The organism is Prevotella dentasini JCM 15908, from assembly GCF_000614065.1.
GTDB lineage: Bacteria > Bacteroidota > Bacteroidia > Bacteroidales > Bacteroidaceae > Prevotella > Prevotella dentasini.
This window is the reverse complement of sequence record NZ_BAKG01000008.1, coordinates 1-23,442: the sequence shown is the minus strand read 5'-3', so window position 1 is coordinate 23,442 and position 23,442 is coordinate 1. Positions and strand designations below refer to the sequence as shown.

Below are 23,442 nucleotides of genomic sequence, written 5' to 3'. Positions count from 1 at the left end.
CACGATGATGTAAAGAAAAGGAAAGACTTTTGCCCCTGCATCACAATATATTTGCCTTCTCAGCGTTTAGCCATCACTAAACAATAGAAATTATGCTGATAACAACAACTCCCACCATTGAGGGACAGACCATTTTGGAATACAAGGGCGTGGTAACGGGCGAGACTATCATCGGTGCCAACTTCGTCAAAGACTTCTTTGCAAGCATCCGCGACATCGTGGGCGGACGGTCAGGCTCTTACGAGCAGGTGCTCCGCGAGGCGAAAGACACTTCCATGAGCGAGATGATACAGCGCGCGCAACAGATGGGTGCCAACGCCATCGTGGGCATTGACATCGACTACGAGACCATCGGACAGGGCAACTCCATGCTGATGGTGGCCTGCTCGGGCACGGCTGTCAGAATCTGACTCCTGCCCTCTCTCCCTCTGCCGATAGTCCGCCCACTGCCACCGTACCGTGAGGAAGAACTGAAAACGGACTACATACACATCCAACGGGCTTTGCCTCTTGGGCGATGTTTTATGTGCTATTAACAGACAAGCCCGTTTCGCAGTGCGAAACGGGCTTGTCCGTAGTGCGAAAGTGCCACTTTCACGGTGCGAAAGCGGCACTTTCGCTTTATGATTTCCATACGGCTGATTATCAGTGTCTTGCAATCGCATCTTTTTCTCAGCCACACAAGGATCGGAAACACGATGTTCAGGCAAGCAGACCGGCATGTCCGAACCTGCCTCTACCCAAGGCCGTAGGGGCAGAGAGGACGGAGAACAGGAAGGGGCTTCCCCTATCGTTCCACGACAGGCGCAATATCAACCTCTCTTCCAACGAATATCTCCCGACAGCCACAAGGAGTGGACTGCCGGGAGACATTATATACAGCCGGCTCTATGCCGGAACTGCTCACGAAAAACCATATCCTGAACAGTCTGCCGCCGCACTACAGGTTCAGCAGGTTGACGGAAGCGCAGAAGTAGCCTTTGTTGCTCTCCGGGTTCCACATGGCCGTTGCCGTAACCGGCATGGGATGATTGCCCACTTTCAGCTTGTAGGTAACGTTCAGACGGACGTCGTTGATGCCGGCAGACTTTCCGTAGAACGTAGCGTGGCTGCCATCTTCAGGATTGAGGGCGAACGCTCCGGCAACGGAAGGAGTAACGACAAAGTGCTCGTCCTCATAGACCTTATACGATGCCTGCACGAAGGAAGAATAGAGATTCTTCTCGTTCAGGGCACCGCGGTCGCGTCCTGCCAGAATGGTAGACCAAGAGAGGGTGAGCGGAAACTTCTCGCCGAAGTTGTAGCTGACGGTTGCATCAATGAAGTGGCCGGTGTTGCGGCTGTTGTAATTGAAGATGCGGTAGGCCTTGTCGTTGGCGTATATTCCGTCGGAGAAGTTGTATATGTCCCACACCGATGCGCTGAAGCCGCCGTTGGTATAGGATACGTAGTAATCGAACTCCTTATAGTCGCCATTTATCTGCATACCTCCCCACAGGCCGAAGCGGAAGTGATTGTTGTTGTCCGAGATAGCTACTTCGTTGTCAAGTGTCAGTCCCTTCGATACTTCAAGGCCTCGCCAGATATGCGTCGTCTCCAAACCGGATACCAAATGGAGCTTCTGGGCGTTCGCGTTGAGCGACAAGGCAACGGCTGCAATCAGGGTGCCGAGTCTTAATAGATTCTTTTTCATGTGCTTATGGTTATAAATTAACGGATTGAAATTAGACTGTCAGCAGGTAAGCACCGCAAAGGCCGGCGATGACACCACCCACGATAGGGCCGAGAACGGGAACCCACGAGTAGGCCCAGTCGTTGTCGCCCTTCATGCAGATGGCGTGGGCGATACGCGGAGAAAGGTCGCGGGCAGGATTCATGGCGTATCCCGTAGTACCTCCGAGCGACATACCGAGGGCGATAATCAGCAGGGTTACAGGAATCGGGCCGAGGGCGGCAAGACCGAACTTGAAGTGTTCTGCGTCGCAGCAGTTGCCCTTCGTGCTGAAGCAAATGATGATGAAGACAAGTGCCAGAGTGGCAATGACCTCGCTAAGGAAGTTCATGCCGTAGTTGCGGATGGCGGGAGCAGTGCAGAACGTGCCGAGCTTCGCTGCATCGTCGTCGGTTGCATCGTAGTGGTCCTTGTAGAAAATCCATACCAAGATACCGCCCAAGACACCGCCTATCATCTGACCTGCGATGTAGGCAGGTACAGAACTCCACGGAAACATGCCTGCAACGGCCAGACCAATGGACACGGCCGGGTTGAGGTGAGCACCCGTATAGGGGCCTGCCACCAATACGCCCATGCACACGGCAAGACCCCATGCAATGGTAATGACAATCCATCCGCCGTTCTGTCCCTTACTCTTGTTCAGCGTAACACAGGCACAGACACCGTCTCCGAACAATACGAGCACTAAGGTTCCTATCAGTTCCATCATGAACTGAGTCATCATAGAATATTCCATACTTCTTTTTGTTTAGGTAATTAGTTGTTTTTCTTTTGTTGTAGTTGGGGAGTTAGAGGAGTAGCAGGAGACAGGAGAAGCTACGCCCACGGTTCTGCCGTGTTTTAGAATGATAATAAAAGCTGTTGGCATAACTCCCTTCAGCCCCTTCACTCCTATAATCCCTAATGTCCTTATTTGTTTGTCAGCGTCCTGCCGATGGCGTCTGCCCATCCCTTCTTGGCCTTTTCGATGTCTTCGCTGTCGGCTACTGGCTCGAAGGAACGCTCTACCTGCCACTGGCTCTTTATCTCGTCGATGTCTTTCCAGAAGCCTACTGCCAGACCTGCCAGATAGGCAGCACCGAGCGCGGTGGTCTCAGTAATCTTCGGACGGACTACCTTTATGCCGAGCAAGTTGGCCTGATACTGCATCAGAAGGTTGTTGCGCGATGCGCCACCGTCTACCTTCAGCTCTGTCAGAGGAGCCTCCATGTCCTTCGCCATAGCCTGTGCGATGTCGTAAGTCTGGAAGGCAATGCCGTCGAGGGCGGCGCGCGCGATATGGGCACGGGTCGTTCCACGGGTGATACCCACCATGGTGCCGCGCGCATACTGGTCCCAATAAGGAGCGGCAAGGCCTGTCAGAGCCGGCACGAAGTAAACGCCGCCACTATCGGGAACGGTAGCTGCAAGTTCCTCTACCTCCGACGAGGACTTGATGAAGCCCAAACCGTCGCGCAGCCATTGTACAACCGAACCACCCACGTAGATAGATCCTTCGAGAGCATAGTCTACACGGTCGCCTATCTTCCAAGCGATGGTGGTCAGAAGGTTGTTCTTCGACACTACTGGCTTGCTGCCCGTGTTGAGCATAACGAAGCAACCTGTTCCGTAGGTGTTCTTGATAGCTCCCGGCTCTATGCACATCTGGCCGAACAAGGCAGCCTGCTGGTCGCCGGCAATACCGGAGATTGGCACCTCGTGGGCGAAGATGGTAGTCTTCGTATGACCGTAAACCTCTGAGCTGGACTTTACCTCCGGCATCATGGACGCCGGAATGTCGAGAAGTTTCAGCAGGTCTTCGTCCCACTTAAGGTCGTGGATATTGAAGAGCATCGTGCGCGAGGCGTTGGTTACATCCGTTACATGCACTTCTCCACGGGTCAGTCGCCATACCAGCCAAGAGTCTACATTGCCGAAGCGGAGCTTTCCCTGCTCGGCACGCTTGCGTGCTCCCGGCACATTGTCGAGAATCCATTTAATCTTCGTCCCACTGAAGTAGGCATCTACGATAAGCCCCGTTTTCTCGCGGATTTTGTCGGTCAGGCCCTGTGCCTTCAGCTTGTCGCAGTATTCGGCCGTACGCCTGTCCTGCCAGACAATGGCGTTGTAGATAGGCTCCTCGGTGTCAACGTCCCATACGATGGTAGTCTCTCGCTGATTGGTAATGCCGATTCCGGCAAGGTCAAGACCGTTAATGTCAATGGCAGAAATAGCTTCCGCGATAACCGAAGCCTGAGAAGACCAGATTTCGTTTGGGTTGTGCTCTACCCAACCCGGCTGTGGGAAATACTGGGTGAACTCTTTCTGAGCAACAGACTTTATCTGTCCGTTGTGGTCGAAAACGATGGCTCTGGAACTGGTAGTCCCTTGGTCGAGTGCTAAAATGAACTTTCCCATATTGGTAAATCTTTAGATTAATATAAAATGTAATTAGGTTTTATTTTGTTGTCGGGGTGGTGAGAGGGATTGAAGCCGACGGAGGGATAAGTCCGGCAAGAAAGGCTTACGGCTTCAGGAGTTCAGCTTCATGGTGGCTTCAACGTCGAGTGCGTCAGCTAAAATGGAGATTGGATTCTTCACTTCGTAGCCTGTCGACATCTCAATCTGCCACTTGCAGGTCTCGCAGTCGGTCGTTACGCAGTCGGGATTCAGCTCCTTGATTTGCCGGAAGAGGCCCGAACCAATCTGCTGCGAGCGTTCGTAGTTCTCTTTCTTGAACCCATACGTGCCGGCAATACCGCAGCATTGCGAATCGAGCATGATGAGTTCCATTCCCGGAATCATCTTCAGCAGCTCCGTGCTGTAAACTATCCATCCCATCTTCTCCATGTGGCAGGCAGAGTGGTAGGCCGCACGCATCTTGAAATCCTTTCGGAAAGCGAGCTTTATCTCGCCCTGCTCAATGAGCCGATAGAGGAAGCGCGTGGCAAGAGTCAGTCCTTCCCGAACGTCGGCAACGTCTATGTCAAGTAGATGTTCGTACTCGTCGCGCATCGTGAAAGTGCAGGTCGAACTCGTCGTGAGCACCGTGCGGTGGTCTTCCTTCACTGACTTGCGGATGGAACTGACGTTCACCTGTCCCTGCTTCCGGGCCTGTCCGCTCAGTCCGTTGGCTATGAGGGCGACGCCGCAACACTTCTCCTTCTCCAAGAGATGGACACCATAACCGACCGCATTCATGATTTTCACCAAGTCTTTGCCCAACTGCGGATAGTTGTAGTTGACGTAACAGCCGTGGAAATAGCTGACATGCTTCTTGTAGCTGTCCTGACTGGCAGCGGCATTGCGCTTGTACCACGTCTCGAACTTCTGGCTGCTGTATGCAGGAAAGGTGCGGTGCTTGTCCACGCCCATCACTCCGTGGAGCACGGCCTTGACGGGCGACAGACCCAAAGTAGTGTTCACGATAGGTGCGACCATGTTGGCCATCGTCCCGACAAAGTCGGTATTGGCAAGCATCATGTCGCGGAGGATGGGCCGATGCTTGCTGTACGTGATTCGCGACGCCTGAATGATGTCGGCAATGCGCACGCCCGACGGGCAAGCAACCTCACACCGCTTGCAGTTCAGACACATTTTCAGTGCCTCGTCAAAGAACTTTTCGTCCTTCAGACGGTAGCGTTCCTGATCAGGCCCCGAATGTTTCGGCCCCGGATAGTTCGGTTCTACGGCAGAAACAGGGCAGTATGCCGTGCAGATAGAGCACTTCAGGCACTGCTCAAGGTTGTTTCCGCTGATGTTCTTTAGCTGTATTCTTTCTGCCATAATTACTTCCTCTCCATGATTATTTCAGCTACCCGAAGGCCGTCAAGAGCGATACGCCCGTTCCGTCGGCCTGCCTGATGCTGTTGTGTCCGCTCAGCACAGAGCCGACAGCGTACAGATTATCTATTGTATTGCCATTCTTGAAAGTACGGAAAGCCTCATCGGTATGCACACCGTACTCCATATAAGGCTGAGCATCGAAGAGCGACTCCCTCGTCCAGTCGCCCCGGTTGCCGGAGGCATCGACGTCAAGTCCGAAAACCGGCTCAAAAACACCTTCATAGTTACTCTTCAGGCCGTGGCTCATAAACGAACCCGAGGCGAGAATGAACTCGTCGGCATACAAAACCTCGTCGGGGAGATGCTCGGTCGTAATGGAAACGAGGCGGCCGTCCTTGAATTGTCCGCCGTTGGCAACATCGCCGACAAGCATTGTACCCCCCAACTGAGCGAAAAGACGCTTCAGCAAGACAGCTGTACGGACACCCGAAACCGACGGGGGCAGGGTGGCGACATACTGAACGGGCCTCTTCACCCACGCCTTCAGGTCATCAAGGCTCTGCCCGTCGCTGAATCCGAGCACGGCAGGAAGCAACAGCACGTCGGCATTGCCACTGATGGCATTGATGCGGTCGGCCACCTTGCGCAGGCTGTCCTTGTCTACCAACACCTTAGCTATATTGGTGGCACGCATCTCCGTAGGACTTTTGCGTGCACGGGAAAGCTCATCTGTGGTGAACGACTTAACCTGACAATCAACTCCCAGTGCCTTCAGACTGGCAGCGAGAAACTGGGTAGGAAAGTCGAGAAAGCCCTGAATATTCAGAATTTCGGCCCGTTTCCAAGGCAGAGAGGTGCCCGAGGAGCTGTGCACAAAGCCTCCGATGGTCAGCCAAGCAGGCTTCATTGCACCAACTGGAGACAGCCGGTAATGATTGGCAATGGCGTCGCCGCTGACGCTGATGCCAGCCCTATTGAACAGCCGCTTTGCCTCGGCAGCGAGCCTCTGCACGCCAGACTTGCCCAAACGGCTATAGGGATGCTCCGGCCCGAGTTGCCCGACGGCATCGAGCGGATGCTCCACTACCTCCCCACGGGCATCATAGCCGAGCAGGTCGAAAGACCCGGAATGGAAATGGAGGCTGCTTTGTCCTGCCGAGACAATACAGACACGCTTCCCGGCATTTGCCAGCGCGATGCCGGCAGTAAGTCCGCTAAGTCCTCCTCCTATGATTATAATATCGTATTTCATTGTCTTTGAACTTTGAGATTTGAAGTTTGAACCTTCCGCCAGACCTGCCGCGTATATCCGGCCCGGCAGGCTGGGCTAATCGTCAATTGTCAGCCGTCAGTCATCAACAGCCAACCGGTCAACCCCGCACAGCCCTCCATAGATGGTGGCAGTCAGCTGCGACTCGTCGAGGGTGCTGCCCCAAGCTACGGGACGCATGCCTTTCCACCGCTCGTTGAGAAACGAGCCAAGGTCGGCAAGAGCCTCACGGGCTTCCTTTCCCGTCTCGCACATCACCCCGGCAGCCCTACAGGCGCAAAGCTCGCCCTGACATGTGCCCATGCCGACACGGGTGCGACGGCGCAGATTCACCAAGTCGTGAACATGAAGCTGACTGATGGCATACTTCACCTCGCCCACGCTGACCTCCTCGCACTCGCAGACGAGGGCGCGGTCTTCCGCACGCTGTTCCTCTATCTCGCGCACACGGTTTCCCTGACGGCCGCGTGCAGCATTGTGTGCGGTGGAATAGAACTTCCCCGGCCTGTCGCCGTCGGTTCCGCCCGTACCCGGAAGCGGGGCCGTCGCCGTCCTGCAGGGCTTGGATACGCCCAGCTTCTTGCAGGCAAGGTCGGTAGCCATCTCCGCCATCAGGCGGTAGGTCATCATCTTTCCGCCCGTAATGGTAATCAGTCCTGCCAGTCCGTCGCGGCTTTCGTGGTCGAGACAGACTATGCCACGGCTGATGCTGCGCCCCGAGGGGTCGTTGTCGGCAGCGACAAGAGGGCGTACTCCGGCGTAGGCGCGGAGAATACGGGTAGAGGCCAGAGCCGGAGCGAGCTTCTCGCCCTCCTTAATCAATATGTCCACCTCCCCGGGAGTAATCTCCAGATTGTCCACCGTATCGTAACCGACACGGTCGCTCGTCGTACCTATCACGCAGACAGCATCGTCGGGAACAAGAATATCGGCATTGGCAGGCTTGCGGCAACGGTTGATGACCATATTGTTCACACGGTGCCCGAACACGAGCAGCGTACCCTTGGCAGGGAACATATTCACCGTAACGCCTGCCATCCGGGCAATGGAGTGTCCCCAGATGCCGGCAGCATTGATAACGAGCCGTGCACGCATCTCGCTTTCCTCGCCATTGTGATTGTTGCGCACGCGGACACCACCGACGCGCCCGTTCTCCTGCAATATGCCCACCACCTCATGGTAGCTCAACACATCGGCACCATGGGCACGTGCGTCGAGAATGTTGGCAGTGGTCAGATGGAACGGGTCTACCGAGGCGTCGGGAACGCGGACAGCCCCGATGAGCGACGGATTGACCGACGGCTCTATGCGGCGCGCCTCCTCCGGCGAGATGATGTCGGCACGGATGCCGGCACGCCGGCAGGCTTCGACAAATGTCCCTTGGAAGCTGATGTCGTCTTCCGGCAGGGTGATGAAGAGACCGTCGGTCTCCTCAACGCAGTGCCGGGCTATCTTGCGGAGAATCATATTCTCCCTTATGCACTCGGATGCCGACTCTGAATCGGTAACGGCATAGCGCGCGCCACTATGCAAGAGTCCATGGTTGCGACCCGTAGCCCCATTGGTGAAGTCGAACTTCTCCACCAAGAGCACACTCAGCCCCCGCATGGCACAATCGCGGGCCGTTCCGGCCCCGGTAATTCCGCCACCGACTACAATCACGTCGTAACACTTGCTGATATTTCTATCCATAGTTGGTTTTGCTTAGGTTCTTGTTCTAACCATTATGTTTTTGTCTTGAAACATAAAACAAGCCTTTTGCTTTCATTTCACAAGAACTTGTTTATTTCCGAAACAAAGGTACATTTTATTCCGAAACGTTGTATCGTTTATTTGATTATTTTAACAAAAAAGTCTAAAACAGAATATTTCAGAAGAAAAATAGAACAGAATATACCCTTTAGAGTGTCTTTTTAGTCTCTTTTACACAAGGGAAACAACCCAACAAAGCTATATTTTCCCATGCAACACCATAATAAACAAAGAGACGAAAGGAATGGAAGAGTTTTCAAAACCGCCCGTTTTCTTTCGCTACGAAAGCTAATATGAGTTTCATTTGAATCGTTTTTAGCATTAGAAAAGAAAGCAACGACCACGGATTTATGCCTTACGGACAACACCTTCGTGTCGTTTTGTCATCTCGGAGAAGGCGCAGGCGGTCATCCAAGCAGACACCACCAGATAGGAAGGCTTGTCAATTAATTTAGCAAGAAAAAGCATCCTGTCCTGTCGGCAAAATAGAACGAAAATGCCTCAAAGCCAACAAAATAAAGCCTGAATATGCTCTTCGGGTAACGGAAACAGCACTTTCGCATGGTGAAAGCGGCACTTTCAGGTCGCCAAAGAGGCTTGCCCGTTTTGCCAAAAAGCCTTGTCCGAACCGTAAATCCGGCCCAAAAAGGCCATTTTTCGGACATTTTTCATGCAAAGACAAGCCAGAAAGAACACACAATCAGCCGTAAACCACTATCTCTCAAGCACTTAACAAACTACCGCGAGAATCGTTTATTTGAAGCCAAACGGACATTTGATGGATTTCAAACGATTCTCGCGAAGGTCTTTGTAAAATAAAATCAACCCCAAGGTACGCCCCGGCAAGCATCCGCCTCCCCCTTATCAGGAACAGCCGCCCAAACATCTCTGCCTGCAGCCCCGGCAATTCCGAAACGTCAACTTCACCTCCTTTAGCCGGCAGAGACGCCGCCGGCACCCCTGCATCTACTGCGCGCGCTTCCCCACTTGCCAACAAGCAGCTTTCAGTTCAGGTCGGAAACGAAAGCCGAACGGTTTTTTCATTATTTGTTAATGTTCTGTTAAACCTACAATCAGTCCGTATAATGTCAAGGAAAATCTATAACTTTGTTCCAAATACGACCCGTTTCAGGCTTCTTCGGAGCAACAATTCCACGATGCCGGACAAAGTATCTTAATCTGAGCTATATGACAAAAGAAGAAAGACATAACGCCATCTTGGAGCAACTCCTCAAGCACGACCCCGTATTGGTATCAGACTTAGCAACGATGTTGGAGGTTTCGTCGGTTACTATCCGCAAGGACCTGACCGAACTGGAGAACGACGGCAAGCTGTACAGAAGCCACGGAAAAGCTATTGCCATCAATCCCTTCACCAGCAACCGCTCGGTCAACGAGAAGGAAAAGCTCGCCCCGGAAGAGAAATACGCCATTGGCATAGAGGCTGCCAAGCTAATCAAGCCCAACGACTCCATCATCCTCGCGTCGGGGACGACCGTTCAAGCCTTCGCACGCTGCATCCAGCCCGTGCAGAACCTTACCGTCGTATCGGCTTCCCTGCAAGCCTCGCTGTCGCTTGCCAAGAATCAGGACATCGACATCATTCAGCTCGGAGGCGTCATGCGCCACAGCAGCGAGTCGGTAGTAGGACCCTACAGCGAGCAGTTTCTCAACGACTGCTCGTCGAGCAAGCTCTTTATGGGCGTAGACGGCATTGACTTCGACTTCGGATTCACCACCACCGACATGCGCGAGGCACACCTCAACCAAAAGATGATGCAGGCAGCACAGAAAACTATCGTACTGGCCGACTCGTCGAAATTCGGCCGACGGGGATTCGCCAAGATTGGCAACATGGAAGACATCGACGCCATCATCACCGACTCCAACGTCAAGCCCTGCGACGCACGGCGCATAGAAGAGCTGGGCATCAAGCTGATAATAGCCGAGATGAAGTCGTCCATACAGGCATGACGAGAGCCGCCATACACCAAGACAACAACACGGCCTTACCGAAAGGGAGGTCTAAAAAGACACATAAGTTATGAAAACACCATCCGAATTTGATGACATCCGCCCGTTTGACCCGGACGAGCTGCCTGCCGTATACGAACGCTTGCTGGAAAACAAGCAGTTTCAGGCCGTCGTACACTTCCTCTATCCGAAGATTCCCATAGAGGTGGTGGCACGGAAGATGCGCCAGTGCAAGACCAGCATGGACTTTCAGCTGACTTTCTGCTACACCTTCCTCCGCGATTTGCTCAAACGCATGAGCAAGGGGTGCGACATGGACATCTCCGCCATAGACAACACGCGCTGCTACACCTTCATGAGCAACCACCGCGACATCGTGCTCGACTCGGCACTGCTCGACAAGCTGCTCATTGATGCAAAGTTCTCGACCACCTGCGAGATTGCCATCGGCGACAATCTCCTGTCCATGCCGTGGGTACTTGACATCGTACGCGTCAACAAGAGCTTCATAGTCAAGCGCGGACTGATGGCACGCGAACGGCTGGAGTCGAGCATCAAGCTGTCCCGCTACATGCACTACGCCATCAGCGAGAAGCATGAGAACCTGTGGATAGCGCAGCGCGAAGGACGGGCCAAGGACTCCGACGACCGCACGCAGAAGGCTATCCTGAAGATGCTCACCTTGGGTGGCGAAGGCAGCGTACTGGAGAAGCTGCAGCAACTGCACATCGTGCCATTGGCAATATCGTACGAATACGACCCCTGCGACTATCTGAAAGCTGCCGAATTTCAGGCAAAGCGCGACAATCCGGAATGGAAAAAAGGACCGATGGACGACGTTATCAGTATGCGCACCGGCATTATCGGCCTGAAAGGACACATCCACTACCATGCTGCTCCGTGCATTGACGACTATCTCGAAGGCCTGAAGGAGGAGAATATGCCGACAGGACAGCTGCTGGAAACTATCTGTGCGCACATCGACCGGGAGATTCACCGCAACTACCGCCTCTACCCCACCAACTATATTGCCCTTGACGAGCTTGAAGGCACGGCCCGCTTCACCGACCACTATACGGAGGAAGAGAAGCAGAAATTCGACACCTACATCAAGAGCAGGCTGGCAAAGATAGAGCTACCGGGCAAGGACGAGGACTTCCTGCGCGAGCGGATGCTGACCATGTATGCCAACCCTACACGCAACTATCTGAAGGCGAATGGTTAAACGGACTGTCCTCGGCCTTTCGTTGGCAGCAGCTCTTGCCGCCTGTACCAACGAACCTTACAAGAGCGGAGATACGGACTTATCGTATCTCCGTACAGACTTTGTCGTGGCGAAGACCGACGGAAACAGCCGAATCACCACCGCCATTACCGACGACGGCGATTCCCTCCTCCTGTCTCCCCCAAAGACAGCAGAATGGGCTACTGCCCCCGACTCTGCCTATCGCGCCCTGCTCTACGGCAACAGGAGGAGCGGAAACACGGAAGTGGAGGCGGTGGGCATTGCACAGGTACCCGTACTGGTTCCGCAAGCCTCCGTCCCAGATTCTTTGTCGCTCAACGATCCACTCGGCATGGAAAGTGCATGGGTGAGCAAGAACAAAAAGTACATTAACCTTGCCCTCATCCTGAAGACAGGCAAGGCATCCGATGCCAAAGCCTCAAGGCAGCGGATAGGCTTGGCATGCGACTCTATTGTTCAGCATGGCTCTTCCTACACCTATTATATTAGGTTGCTGCATGGTCAGAACGGTGTGCCGGAGTATTACAGCACAAAGGTTTACGCAAGTATTCCGCTGTCGGAATTTCACGCCAACAGCCGCGTAGAGCTATCCATCCCCACCTACGAAGGGATGACAACCCGTACCTTCTCCGTCAAATAGTCTTCCCGGATATTTGTTCCTCGGGAAGATGATTGCCAATCATATACGACAAACACTACGACTGCAAGGTCAGCAACAGGCAACAAAAGGCAGCCGGCCATACGGTGCCGTCTCCTCCCGTGCCTGAATGTCCCCGATATGGACCTGCCGCAAGTCGGAAATATGGCCTATGAGGTCTGCCCGCCGGGCGGAATCCTCTATTTCCTCGCGCCGGGCCTTTGACATCCGGCAAAAGTCTTCCTCCTGTTCTATGCCTGCAAACCGTCTGCCACAGAGGTTAGCAGCAATACCCGTGGTACCGGAACCACTGAAAGGGTCAAGAATCCAGTCGCCCGGGTCAGTTGAGGCAAGGATGATGCGTGTCAGAACGCTAAGAGGTTTCTGCGTGGGATGCTTGCCCTGCGACTTCTCCCACCGCCCGATGGCAGGCAGACGCCACACGTCCGTCATCTGCTTGTCGTCGTTGAGCTGCTTCATCAGGCGGTAGTTGAACTTATGCGGCACCTTGGGTAGCTTGCGCGCCCAAATGATGAACTCCGTCGAAAAGGTGAAGAAGCGGCACGAGATGTTGCAAGGGGGATTGGTCTTTTGCCACGTAATAACGTTCAGAATCTTATAGCCCAATTCTGTCAGGCAGTTTGCTACTGAAAAGATGTTGTGATACGTCCCACTGACCCATATCGTCCCGTTGTCCTTCAACTTATCCCTACAGAGCCGCAGCCACTCATGGTTGTACGCCATCAGCTCGTCGGTGCTCCTTCCCTTGTCCCATGCCCCCTTGTCTACGCACACCACCTTTCCGCTTTGCAACGATATGCCGCCATTGGATAGGAAATAAGGAGGGTCGGCAAATATCATGTCAAACTTGAAATCAAACTCCTGTAGCAGCCGGAAGCAGTCGCCATGGGCAAGGAGGAAGTCGGAGGAGGGGGAGGAATAATACGTAGAAACAGGCATATTTTTAAGACTTTATTCTATAACGCCCTGACTGGACTAACTTTATACTATTATAATCGTCTTTATCTGTAAACTCAAACTGCCATATATAAAAGATATTCTCACCGTCAATTACTCGCTTTTCAAAGAAAACTGGAAAAACTTTCTTTGTCCTTACATGTTGGCCCCATTGACGAAAAGGATAATATAATTGTCTTATTATAACATTGGTTGCAGAGAAGTTTTTTGCTTCAACGAGAACTATAGAATCTTTCCCTTCGTATCCTGCATCAACTTCTGTTTGTACACTTGAAACTTCTAAGTTATTTGTTCCAACACGAAACTTAAATTCAGGGGTGTATTTACGACCTCTTATTGTCAGAACTAACGAAGTATCGTCCATAAATGTTCTAATCAAAGAATTTGCATAGGCATAGTCAAGATATTGCATTTCAGAATCTCCCACATTAGAAGTCTCTAAAGTAAATTCCAGCTTACTATCATAATCTATTATATCCGTGGTAATATCAGGTATATCTACATATCCCTCGCCCCTAAGAATGTAGTACTCTCCATTATGTTTTGGCAATATGAATAATTTATTATCCACAAAGACTTTAGGTCTATCTTCCCGGGTATCTTGTTTACACAATATTCGAACTTCCTTATCATGCGTCTTTGTAAATTCCTGACATGATTTCTTAATATTATTCGCTGAAAGGACAAAAGGTTTCTTATCAAAATTATGATTTAAGATATTGTTATCTTTAAATATCTTATTCCAAGCCTTATCTGATGCCATTGATAAAATCTTTTATATTAGTTAAGTTATAGATACTTGGTATAATCCCATACGCTTCTTGGAGTTTATTCTTTGCAGACTTCCATCCCACTCCATCGGTAATCCATACAAACTCAAAGCCGGATACAGCATTAATCTTAGGTGCTAAGTCAGAATAAGAACGGGCAACCTCATTCAGCTTAGAGCCTCCTCCACTATAAAAGTTTACCTCTATGAGATAAGTTTTGTGCTCCTTCTCTATTACAAAATCAAAACGTTTCTCATCATCCCCAAGAGCCTGAGTTACGGCTGACCATTCACGAGAATAAACTTCTTGCCGATATTCAATACCATTCTCTCTAAAGATTTTAGCAATCATACTTTCCATAACGTGCCCACTACGATTTTTGCGGGCATTACTATCTAAGCCCGTTTCTATACCAAATACATAGTCCACAAGGTCTTTAATTTTTCTTTCGCATAGAACTCTTGCAAGACCTGTCTGGCTCAAGTATTCCATAACCCCGTCTACGCTATCAAAAAAACGGTCAAGTATAATATCCTTCCCTGTTGAGCTTAGAACAACCTTTTTACCACCACTTCTGACAGCTATCAGAATATCCATTACTCTAAAGGCCGTCTTATCTCTGTTCCAAATAGCCTCTACGCTTTTACGAAGGTCTGTAGCCCCAATAAGACTATTAAGCATACAAAGACTTAGCTTTATATCATTAACGTTGCCTTCTATTTTCTCAAAATCACAAAAGAAGTCAAGCGTCTGATTCGTCTCTCGAAGTTGGGACATAAATTCTTCAAAGTTTTTTTCCATATTTCGCTCTATCTTCAGCTATTAAACTTGATTGACTATTTCCGTCACTAATAAATGGATATACTTTCGTCGTAGGGTAGTTATGTACGAGAATCTCCGTCAACTTTCCACGTTTCTTTGGATTAGCGTTTACACTACGAGCAGCCCAAACTCGTTCTATATGGTAATCTTTATAAAGTATATCAAAGAAATTATCAACTTCTTCCTTACCTTTTCCATCAGAGTTGCTAAGCATGAAAGAATAGCCTGCCTTATCCACTTTGTCACAAAACCTTTTTAGTCTGACTTGCGCATCATCGTTAAAAGGTTCTTTTGTATAATCATTAAAATTTGACGTATCACTTAATGGGCGATATGGAGGATCAAAATAAAACAATGTTTTCCCTATGGCATAGTTGATTGTTTCTTCAAAATCTCCATTGAGAATATCAACTTTTTGCAGGACTTCGCTATCTTTCCTAATAGTTTCAGAGTCGCAAATCATCGGATTTTTATATTTTCCAAAAGGAACATTGAAAGTCCCGGACTTGTTTACTCTATACAATCCATTAAAACAAGTTTTGTTTAAGAAGAAAAATTTAGATGTATTCTCTATTGGCGAAAGATTCTTACGGTTATACTGCGCACGTATATCTAAAAAGAAAGCCTTCCGCTCCTCTTCTGTCTTAATGTCCAGATAGTGGTTTTCAATATCTTTTAAAGAACAAATAAGTTCTTCCGGGCTATCCCGTACAGTAAGATAACATGTGATGAGGTCTGAGTTAATATCACTTATTACGGCATGCGTTATATTGGGATAATGTTGCAGCATGTGAAAAAGCATTGCCCCTCCACCAACAAAAGGCTCAATATAAGTTACGTTTTCCCATTTATCCAAATTAGTAGGAAGCAGTGGAATAAGTTGGTCTATCAACTGACCTTTTCCTCCAACCCACTTGATAAATGGTCTTGCTTTATTCAGTATATCCACTTTCCATTATATTTATTATACAAAGGTCTTTAAAAGAGAAGACAATACCAAAGAAAGGAACACCCTTTAAGTTTCATGATCAAAAAAGATCATTCAAAGGCTAAGAATAGAGGATAAATAAACTAAATTGAGAACGTCAAATAATGGGCAGAATACAACTTTCTTGGGTTTCAAACTTTATCCATTACCTTAGAGAGAAGCTGTTGCTCTAAGCCGTCAATAGCCTATCGGCATACGTTGCTGTCAGGCTATCAACTGATTTAACATTTTACATGTTCATTATCAGATAGTTATCAATCCTTGACAGAATGACAGGAAAAATATGAAACTCAAAAACATAGATAATAAACGTCAAGTTATTATCCACCTCTTGGCTTCAGGACAATTCGCTTACCAAAGTCTCTAAACGTATCTAAGACGAATAACCATCATTACACACAGCCGATAATCTCGCTGACCGATTGGCAACCATGACGGTCGAGCCAGTCATTGATACCGTCGCGCACCTTTATCGTTATTTGTGGGTCAAGAAAATTGGCTGTACCTATCTGAATAGCCGTGGCACCTGCCATCAGAAACTCAATGGCGTCCTCAGCCGTGGAGATACCTCCTAACCCAACAACAGGAATTCTGACGGATTTTGCCACATCGTTCACCATACGGAGGGCAACAGGCTTCACGGCTGGGCCACTCAAACCGCCCGTGCGAATACTTAGCTTCGGACAACGATGCTCTATATCTATCGCCATACCCATCAGAGTATTAATAAGCGAAACAGAATCGGCTCCCTCATCCTCACAGGCACGGGCAATACTGGCAATATCGGTAACATTCGGAGAGAGCTTTACTATCATCGTCTTGTGGTAATGCTGGCGTACAGCCTTGACAATGGTTGCAGCACCACCGCACGTAACGCCAAACGCCATACCGCCTTCTTTTACATTCGGGCAGGAGATATTCACCTCTATTGCGGGAATCCCCTCCAAGCATCAAGCCGGGCAGCAGTCTCAGCATACGCCTCGGGGGAGTTGCCACTGACATTGACAATCATATTGGTATCTATATTCTTTATCTCCGGATAGATATGTTCGATAAAATAATCCACTCCCTTATTTTGCAGTCCGACACAATTCAACATTCCCTGTGCTGTCTCCACCATTCGCGGATAGTCGTTTCCCTCACGTGGATGAAGTGTCGTGCCCTTTACGATAATACCACCTATTTGATTGAGAGGAACAAAATCCTGAAACTCCAAGCCGTAGCCGAAAGTACCGCTTGCTGTCATTACAGGATTCTTAAGAAGTAAATCATTTATCTTTACATTTAGATTTGCCATATATTGTATTTTATTTTACAAATAATTATATACTACCGCTCTTACCATAACAAACGGTTAACATCAAAGACAGGCCCCTCCTTGCAGACACAGAGATTGCCTACGGTTGTCTTCTCCACACAACAGAGACAAGCTCCCACTCCGCAAGCCATCATGTTCTCCAAAGAAGCCTCACAGCGAATACCAGCTTTCCGGGCAAACTTAGCTACAGCAACCATCATGGGCTTAGGTCCACAAGTAGAAATTTGGTCGAAATGCTCTCTTTGCAAAACGGGATGATCGGTAACAAATCCCTTTTCTCCCACACTTCCATCTTCGGTAGTAACATGAACCGTTCCCAATTCCCTGAAAGCATCCATCTCCAAGAGATCTTTCCCCGTCCGTGCTCCTAAAAGGAATATGGGTTCGGACTTCATTTTCCTTATATATTTACCGAAATAAAGCAACGGAGCAACACCTACTCCACCTCCTACCAGTAAAAACCTCTGGTCAGAAGCAGTTGGCATGCTAAAACCATTGCCCAATGGGAACATACAATTCAGCTTGTCGCCCGTATTCAAACATGCCATTGCATGCGTACCCTCTCCGATGGCAGCTACCAAGAGCCATAGCTCATTACGCTCGGTATCAACATAATTGATAGAGATGGGACGACGGAGGAATGTAAAAGAGGACTTATCTACACGCACTTCTACAAATTGCCCCGGCAACATGGGAGGTAATGGAGAGCTGTCGGTCAACTTGATAAGGACATGCTTATCGTTAAGATGCTCCAAAGAGGAAACAGTAAGGTCTTTGATAAATTTCTTCATCTGATGTATCATAATAAGGATTGCAAAATTGCAAGCGGAACAAGGGAGTATCCATATCCGAATACAAAAATATAAAAAATACATCAGCCATGCAACATCTCAACTACATTTAACTTGCTAATATAAAGATTTAGGGATAGATGACAATCCATAAAATGAAGTACAGCCGAAAACATTGGACACAACGCATAGAGAGCTGCACCAAATCCGATAGTTCCGTTTCACAAACAACGCAAAACAAAAAGCCAAGCATGATATAAATATCTCAACCAATAACTTATTGGCTAAAGACAGGTGGAGGTCATGCCTCTTCAACTCGAAACAATGCCCACTTCGCTTTTAATAACTATTTTTTGGGTACAAAACTTTCCCAAGTCTGATCATCAAAGAATATACGAATCTCAGTGATACTTCGTTGTGGTTTGTCAATATATTTCACATCAGCATGCCCTATATTATTGGTTGTCTTTCTCACACTATAATCAGAAACACTTTCAGAAAGACGAGAGGATAGGGGAGCATTGTACCGCTCATCACCGCCAAACTCAAAAGCTCCCTCATTGATTGATTGCTTAGTATTATCACCACTATCCATAGCTGTAGCCTGCTCCTTAAACATAGGGCCAGAACCATACATCAACCACTCAAGATTGATAGTAGTGAATTTTCCTTTTATAGCTTCAACCGTATTAAGAGTAGGTTTCGTCCGACCATTGAAGATGCTACTCAATGACGCGGTTGAGATTCCAATGAAATCCGCAAAGGTTTGTTGGGTCATGTGTTGACTCTCCATGAGCTGCTTAATTCTATCCTTCATGTCTAAAAGTACTATTTTTGAAGCAATAAGCTTCTTCTTATATTATTTTACAAAGGTAAAGCAAATAATTCAAAATTCCAAATAAAAAAGAAAATATTCAGGTCTCTAACTTTTCTGTTTTTATATCAAAACACAGAACCCTGCAATTTACAAATGTGAGTAATTTATATTTGTATATACAAAGATAAAATATAGAAACATAAACTGCTATAGTCAACCATTGAACAATTTAACTTAAATCACTCATATACAGATAGTTAATGTTTAATTTATGAATGTAATTTTACCAATATACACACCAAAAGAGAAAATTCACCACTATTATCACATGAAATACGTCTATAAAAACTATAAACTTGCTAATATATAGTATTTTACAGGTATTATCCCAATCCGCATATCTATTCGTCTTGCTTTTTGAATAAGAATATTTAGGTTTGGATATATAAACACGGGGCGACTTGTGCATATTTTTCAAACAAAATAATCTCCATTTGCTCTTAACATATCTTCTTTTGGTTTTACTTTCAAAACTAAAACTTTACAATGCTGAACGTTAACAACACCAAAACAAAAAATAAGAGATGGTGAAAAGTTCTATATTTCCCATTTTTCGCATATTCCTGAACGAGTGATTAATCAGACGAAAATATGCAAATTTTAGAGCATTAAAAATTAGCTAACTTCCCTATTCTTAGACTTTTAAGCCCTGAAAATCCGTTTTTGGGAATTGCTAATCTAGAGAAAAACAGGGCTGAAATTGGTATTTTTCGATAGATTTCGAGCAAATAAACAGCCCGAAATCTCTAAGTTTTTAGTGTAAAATGAAAAAAATAAGCTCTTTCATCAGTTCTCCTGCACTCGTATTTGGATTATCCAATCCTTTACTCTTCGCATCGGTGTCCCGAATCTTTGAAATTATCTCCATTGTTTTACGGGCAGAATATCTTCTCGATCCTATAAAATAATCTTTTGCTCCCCAGCTGGAGCGTAAATCCAAAACCTTAGCAACATCGTTTTCCGACTGCTTTTGGGGAGAATAATGGACTATCATCAGATTTTGAAAAAAAGAAAACAGCAAAGGGAGAAAAGAATAAAGAGAACCAGCCTTTGGATTTTTGTCAAAATAATTGATAATCTGATTTGCCTTAAAAATATCCTTCCGAACAATAGCATCACGCAGTTCAAAAGCATTGAAATCTTTGCTTACCCCAATCTCCTTTTCTACCACTTCTGGAGTTATACGAAGATTGTTTTCAGAAAGCGAAAGAACCACCTTGTCAAGTTCAGAAGTTAGTCTACTCAAATCGGCACCAACATGATCAGTAATCATTTGGCACGACTTCGAATCAATGGAAACACCTTTTGGCTTCAGATAATTTTGAATAAAGTCTTCCAACTGATATTCTCGAATCTTCTTGCTTTCAAATACAACCCCAACCGCTTGGGCCAAAGGCAACACTTTCTTGCGCGCATCTATTTTCCCGTTTTTATGGCACCATACCAATATAGTAGAACGAATAGGATTCTTCAGATACTTCTCCAAAGCGTCCAATGTGCGAATGTTCTGTGCTTCCTTTACAATGATAACCTGATATTCTGCCATCATTGGATAGCGTCTTGCCATATCAGCAACCTGTACGGCCGTAACATCCGCCCCGAAACAAATGGTCTGATTGAAGTCGCGTTCCTCAGGTGTCAGTACATTGTTGGCAATATAGTCGGATATCCGGTCTATGTAATAAGCCTCATCACCCATCAGAATATAGATGGGGGAAAACTTGCGCGCCTTCAAATCCTGCATGACGCTTTGAAATGTTGTACCTTGCTTTGTAGACATTATCTTTTTTATTAACTTTGCACAAAATATGAGTCGAATCCTGTATAAGGAACAAACTCCCATTCTACACCTTATATTATATATGCAAAGTTAATTGAAAAGGAATAGAAAACAAAATTTTCATAGCAAATTCCTTGAACACCCATTCAAACGAAAATCCACCTTATTATATATAAGGCTTCAAAATGATACAACTCAACCTCCCCCAATATAAAATCAACATTCAAGAGACGGACGGGAAAAAGAGAATATTCGACATTCTCCGCCGGAGATTTGTCGTCCTTACTCCGGAGGAGTGGGTACGCCAACATTTCATCCATTTCTTGGTCGAACATAAGGGCTATCCCTCTACCTACTCGCCAACGAAGTTGCCCTGCAAGTGGGAGACAAGACGGTCCGGGCAGACAGCGTGCTTTACGACCGGGAACTTCATCCCCGGATGATAGCCGAATACAAAGCCCCCCACATTCCCATCACACAGAAGGTCTTCGACCAGATTTCCGTGTATAATCTCCTCCTCCACGTAGACTATCTGGTCGTCTCGAACGGTATGCAGACATACGCTTGTAAGATGGACTATCAGAACATGAGCTACACTTTCTTAGAGGATATTCCGTCATACGAAAATATTTAACAGGCAATATAATAAAAACACAGAAAAAATATATAATACAGACATATCACCATCCCATCTTCGACGTATCATGCATGAATATAGAACATTTGGCATTATCTTTGAAGAACTATAATCAAATCAAAAAAAGAATTACGAACAAGCTAACAGAAAAAAAACAACAAGATGGCAATAGGAAAATGGATAGGCGGAGCACTCGGCTGGGTGCTTGCAGGCGGAAGCGTCTTGGGCGCAGTGGCAGGCTACTGCATCGGAAGCCTCATCGACGACGCGATAGAAGGCGATAAAGGAAAAGGCTACTATGCCAACGACGACACCAACTACCGGCAGGAAAATTATCAGTATCAACAGCCATACGGACAGCGTCCCTTTGAAGAAGACCGCAACTCTTTCCTCTTCTCCATGCTTGTCCTCTCCTCCTACATCATCAAGGCGGACGGAAAGGTGATGCACTCCGAAATGGAGTTTGTACGGCAGTTCCTGCGTAAGAACTTCGGAGAGGCAGCCGTTGCCCAAGGTGAGGATATTCTTCTCAAACTATTCGAGATGCAAAAGCAGCAGGGAGCATTTACATTCAAGGAGACCATCCGCAAGAGCTGCATGGAAATCTCCTTCCACTCCAACGAGGGGCAACGCCTACAGCTACTCAACTATCTCGTACTGATAGCCAAGGCAGACGGTATCGTCAGCCCGGAAGAGACAGCTGCCCTGAAAGAAGTGGCACGCTACATGAACCTCTCCGAACAGGACGTAGAGTCCATGCTCAACCTCGAAAACGGTGCCGACAGCAGAGGCAGCCTTGATGATGCCTACAAGGTGCTGGGCATCTCTCCGGCTGCTACCGACGACGAAGTGAAAGCTGCCTACCGAAAGATGGCCCTCAAGCACCATCCCGACCGTGTGGCAACGCTCGGCGAGGACATCCGCAAGGCTGCCGAGAAAAAGTTTCAGGAAATCAACGATGCAAAAGAAAGGATTTTCAAGGCAAGGGGAATGTAGAAACAGGCAGACGGACTAACAGCATAGGAACATTATCCTACATGCCTGAAAACAAAGTCATTTACCACAGAAAGATGCCCCAGTGTCCCCGAAAGAAAAAACCAAAAAAGTCAGCAAATCATCCCGCCTATACAATCATCAAAAATAGAAACATCCCCATAAGCAAAAGACAACATTCATCATTATGGCAACAAGAATCAAAATAAAGACAACAGAAGGCGACATCACCGTCCGCCTCTACGACGAGACCCCGAAACATCGCGACAACTTCATCAAGCTGGCCAAAGAAGGCTACTTCGACGACACGCTCTTCCACCGCGTCATCAAGGACTTCATGGTGCAGGGCGGCGACCCCGAAAGCAGAAATGCCCCCAAGGGCAAGATGCTCGGAACGGGTGGTCCCGGCCATACCATCCCTGCCGAGTTCGTCTATCCCCGGCTCTTCCACAAGCGCGGTGCGCTGAGTGCCGCCCGTACCGGCGACGAGGTAAACCCCGAACGCGAGAGCAGCGGCAGCCAGTTCTACATCGTATGGGGCAAAACCTATAACGCAGCAGAGCTAAAACAGATGGAGCGGCAGATGGCGATGCAGCAGGAACAGACCGTATTCAACCAACTTGTAAAAGAACATCACGACGAGATAATGACACTACGCCGAAACCGCGACCGCGCAGGCCTGCAAGACCTGCAAGACCGCCTCATCGCGGAAACCAAGAAGATATGCAAGGAAAATGGCAGGCCCACCTTCACCGCCGAGCAGACAGAAGCCTACACCACCATCGGCGGAACTCCTTTCCTCGACAATCAGTACACCGTCTTCGGAGAGGTGGAAGAAGGCTTGGATGTAGTGGAACGAATACAAAACACCGAGACCGACCACAACGACCGCCCGGTTTCCGACATTACAATGAATGTAGAAGTATCGTAAAAAGAAGCGAGAGCCTTTGCCGGGACAGTACCGGTTTCCGGCAGGATTGGCCGTTGTTTTCCGGGCTTCGGGGAGGCCTAAAATTTATATACGGTTAGCGGAAAATTTATATACGTATAGAAATATTTTTCTAACCGCTTCCCCGTAAATTTCTAACCGTATATAAAATTCGCTAACG

At 48.1% G+C, this 23,442-nt stretch carries 20 protein-coding genes and 2 pseudogenes; 8 read left to right on the top strand and 14 right to left on the bottom strand.

Annotated elements, in window-relative coordinates; genetic code table 11:
* Window positions 1-92: 92 nt before the first annotated feature.
* Window positions 93-410 carry a heavy metal-binding domain-containing protein gene (locus JCM15908_RS05260; RefSeq protein ID WP_025002561.1) on the top strand — a complete coding sequence of 106 codons (318 nt, stop codon included), beginning with the start codon at window positions 93-95 and terminating at the stop codon, window positions 408-410.
* Between the two features lie 530 nt (window positions 411-940).
* Here the strand turns inward: JCM15908_RS05260 and JCM15908_RS05255 are convergent.
* From JCM15908_RS05255 to glpA, 6 genes are all read right to left on the bottom strand, one after another.
* The gene (locus JCM15908_RS05255; RefSeq protein WP_025002560.1) at window positions 941-1,693 is read right to left on the bottom strand and encodes a hypothetical protein; all 753 of its coding nucleotides are present in this window, start codon (window positions 1,691-1,693) and stop codon (window positions 941-943) included.
* A 31-nt stretch (window positions 1,694-1,724) separates the two neighbouring features.
* Window positions 1,725-2,471, bottom strand: a complete 747-nt coding sequence (locus tag JCM15908_RS05250; protein ID WP_025002559.1) for an MIP/aquaporin family protein — start codon at window positions 2,469-2,471, stop codon at window positions 1,725-1,727.
* Between the two features lie 173 nt (window positions 2,472-2,644).
* Window positions 2,645-4,132 (bottom strand): glycerol kinase GlpK, encoded by a 1,488-nt coding sequence (gene glpK, locus JCM15908_RS05245; RefSeq protein ID WP_025002558.1) that lies wholly within the window; start codon window positions 4,130-4,132, stop codon window positions 2,645-2,647.
* A gap of 114 nt (window positions 4,133-4,246) precedes the next feature.
* The gene (gene glpC, locus JCM15908_RS05240; RefSeq protein ID WP_025002557.1) at window positions 4,247-5,500 is read right to left on the bottom strand and encodes an anaerobic glycerol-3-phosphate dehydrogenase subunit GlpC; all 1,254 of its coding nucleotides are present in this window, start codon (window positions 5,498-5,500) and stop codon (window positions 4,247-4,249) included.
* Between the two features lie 28 nt (window positions 5,501-5,528).
* Window positions 5,529-6,752, bottom strand: coding sequence for a glycerol-3-phosphate dehydrogenase subunit GlpB (gene glpB, locus JCM15908_RS05235; RefSeq protein WP_025002556.1), 1,224 nt, complete (start codon window positions 6,750-6,752; stop codon window positions 5,529-5,531).
* 96 nt (window positions 6,753-6,848) lie between these two features.
* Window positions 6,849-8,462: an anaerobic glycerol-3-phosphate dehydrogenase subunit A gene (gene glpA, locus JCM15908_RS05230; RefSeq protein ID WP_025002555.1), complete on the bottom strand. Its 1,614-nt coding sequence runs from the start codon at window positions 8,460-8,462 to the stop codon at window positions 6,849-6,851.
* A 621-nt stretch (window positions 8,463-9,083) separates the two neighbouring features.
* On the opposite strand from glpA, the gene JCM15908_RS14580 reads away from it, so the two are divergent.
* The 4 genes from JCM15908_RS14580 to JCM15908_RS05205 all read left to right on the top strand — a co-directional run bounded on the left by JCM15908_RS14580 (window position 9,084) and on the right by JCM15908_RS05205 (window position 12,382).
* Window positions 9,084-9,341 (top strand): hypothetical protein, encoded by a 258-nt coding sequence (locus JCM15908_RS14580; RefSeq protein ID WP_148295528.1) that lies wholly within the window; start codon window positions 9,084-9,086, stop codon window positions 9,339-9,341.
* A gap of 369 nt (window positions 9,342-9,710) precedes the next feature.
* Window positions 9,711-10,496, top strand: a complete 786-nt coding sequence (locus tag JCM15908_RS05215; RefSeq protein WP_025002552.1) for a DeoR/GlpR family DNA-binding transcription regulator — start codon at window positions 9,711-9,713, stop codon at window positions 10,494-10,496.
* A gap of 70 nt (window positions 10,497-10,566) precedes the next feature.
* The gene (locus JCM15908_RS05210) at window positions 10,567-11,721 is read left to right on the top strand and encodes a hypothetical protein (RefSeq protein ID WP_025002551.1); all 1,155 of its coding nucleotides are present in this window, start codon (window positions 10,567-10,569) and stop codon (window positions 11,719-11,721) included.
* Window positions 11,714-12,382 carry a NigD1/NigD2 family lipoprotein gene (locus JCM15908_RS05205; protein WP_025002550.1) on the top strand — a complete coding sequence of 223 codons (669 nt, stop codon included), beginning with the start codon at window positions 11,714-11,716 and terminating at the stop codon, window positions 12,380-12,382. Before JCM15908_RS05210 ends, JCM15908_RS05205 begins: the two co-directional genes overlap by 8 nt.
* 69 nt (window positions 12,383-12,451) lie before the next feature.
* Here the strand turns inward: JCM15908_RS05205 and JCM15908_RS05200 are convergent, their stop codons facing one another.
* From JCM15908_RS05200 to holA, 8 genes and pseudogenes are all read right to left on the bottom strand, one after another.
* Window positions 12,452-13,339, bottom strand: coding sequence for a DNA-methyltransferase (locus tag JCM15908_RS05200; RefSeq protein ID WP_025002549.1), 888 nt, complete (start codon window positions 13,337-13,339; stop codon window positions 12,452-12,454).
* A 4-nt stretch (window positions 13,340-13,343) separates the two neighbouring features.
* Window positions 13,344-14,120 (bottom strand): type II restriction enzyme, encoded by a 777-nt coding sequence (locus tag JCM15908_RS05195; protein ID WP_025002548.1) that lies wholly within the window; start codon window positions 14,118-14,120, stop codon window positions 13,344-13,346.
* Window positions 14,107-14,928 carry a type II restriction endonuclease gene (locus JCM15908_RS05190; protein ID WP_025002547.1) on the bottom strand — a complete coding sequence of 274 codons (822 nt, stop codon included), beginning with the start codon at window positions 14,926-14,928 and terminating at the stop codon, window positions 14,107-14,109. Before JCM15908_RS05190 ends, JCM15908_RS05195 begins: the two co-directional genes overlap by 14 nt.
* Entirely contained in the window at window positions 14,912-15,889 is a 978-nt protein-coding gene (locus tag JCM15908_RS05185) for a DNA adenine methylase (RefSeq protein WP_025002546.1), read from the bottom strand. The genes JCM15908_RS05190 and JCM15908_RS05185 overlap by 17 nt, the downstream gene beginning before the upstream one ends.
* Before the next feature lie 440 nt (window positions 15,890-16,329).
* Window positions 16,330-17,234 (bottom strand): annotated as a pseudogene (locus JCM15908_RS12450) (dihydroorotate dehydrogenase).
* Between the two features lie 41 nt (window positions 17,235-17,275).
* Window positions 17,276-18,046: a dihydroorotate dehydrogenase electron transfer subunit gene (locus tag JCM15908_RS05175; protein ID WP_025002545.1), complete on the bottom strand. Its 771-nt coding sequence runs from the start codon at window positions 18,044-18,046 to the stop codon at window positions 17,276-17,278.
* Between the two features lie 346 nt (window positions 18,047-18,392).
* The gene (locus JCM15908_RS05170; RefSeq protein WP_025002544.1) at window positions 18,393-18,863 is read right to left on the bottom strand and encodes a helix-turn-helix domain-containing protein; all 471 of its coding nucleotides are present in this window, start codon (window positions 18,861-18,863) and stop codon (window positions 18,393-18,395) included.
* Window positions 18,864-19,677: 814 nt separating this feature from the next.
* Window positions 19,678-20,703 (bottom strand): DNA polymerase III subunit delta, encoded by a 1,026-nt coding sequence (gene holA, locus JCM15908_RS05165; RefSeq protein WP_025002543.1) that lies wholly within the window; start codon window positions 20,701-20,703, stop codon window positions 19,678-19,680.
* Between the two features lie 185 nt (window positions 20,704-20,888).
* On the opposite strand from holA, the pseudogene JCM15908_RS12445 reads away from it, so the two are divergent.
* From JCM15908_RS12445 to JCM15908_RS05150, 3 genes and pseudogenes are all read left to right on the top strand, one after another.
* Window positions 20,889-21,337 (top strand): annotated as a pseudogene (locus tag JCM15908_RS12445) (type I restriction enzyme HsdR N-terminal domain-containing protein).
* Between the two features lie 165 nt (window positions 21,338-21,502).
* Window positions 21,503-22,336, top strand: a complete 834-nt coding sequence (locus tag JCM15908_RS05155; protein WP_025002542.1) for a DnaJ domain-containing protein — start codon at window positions 21,503-21,505, stop codon at window positions 22,334-22,336.
* 184 nt (window positions 22,337-22,520) lie between these two features.
* A complete protein-coding gene (locus JCM15908_RS05150; RefSeq protein ID WP_025002541.1) occupies window positions 22,521-23,264 on the top strand; it encodes a peptidylprolyl isomerase in 744 nt (247 codons plus the stop codon).
* Window positions 23,265-23,442: the final 178 nt, after the last annotated feature.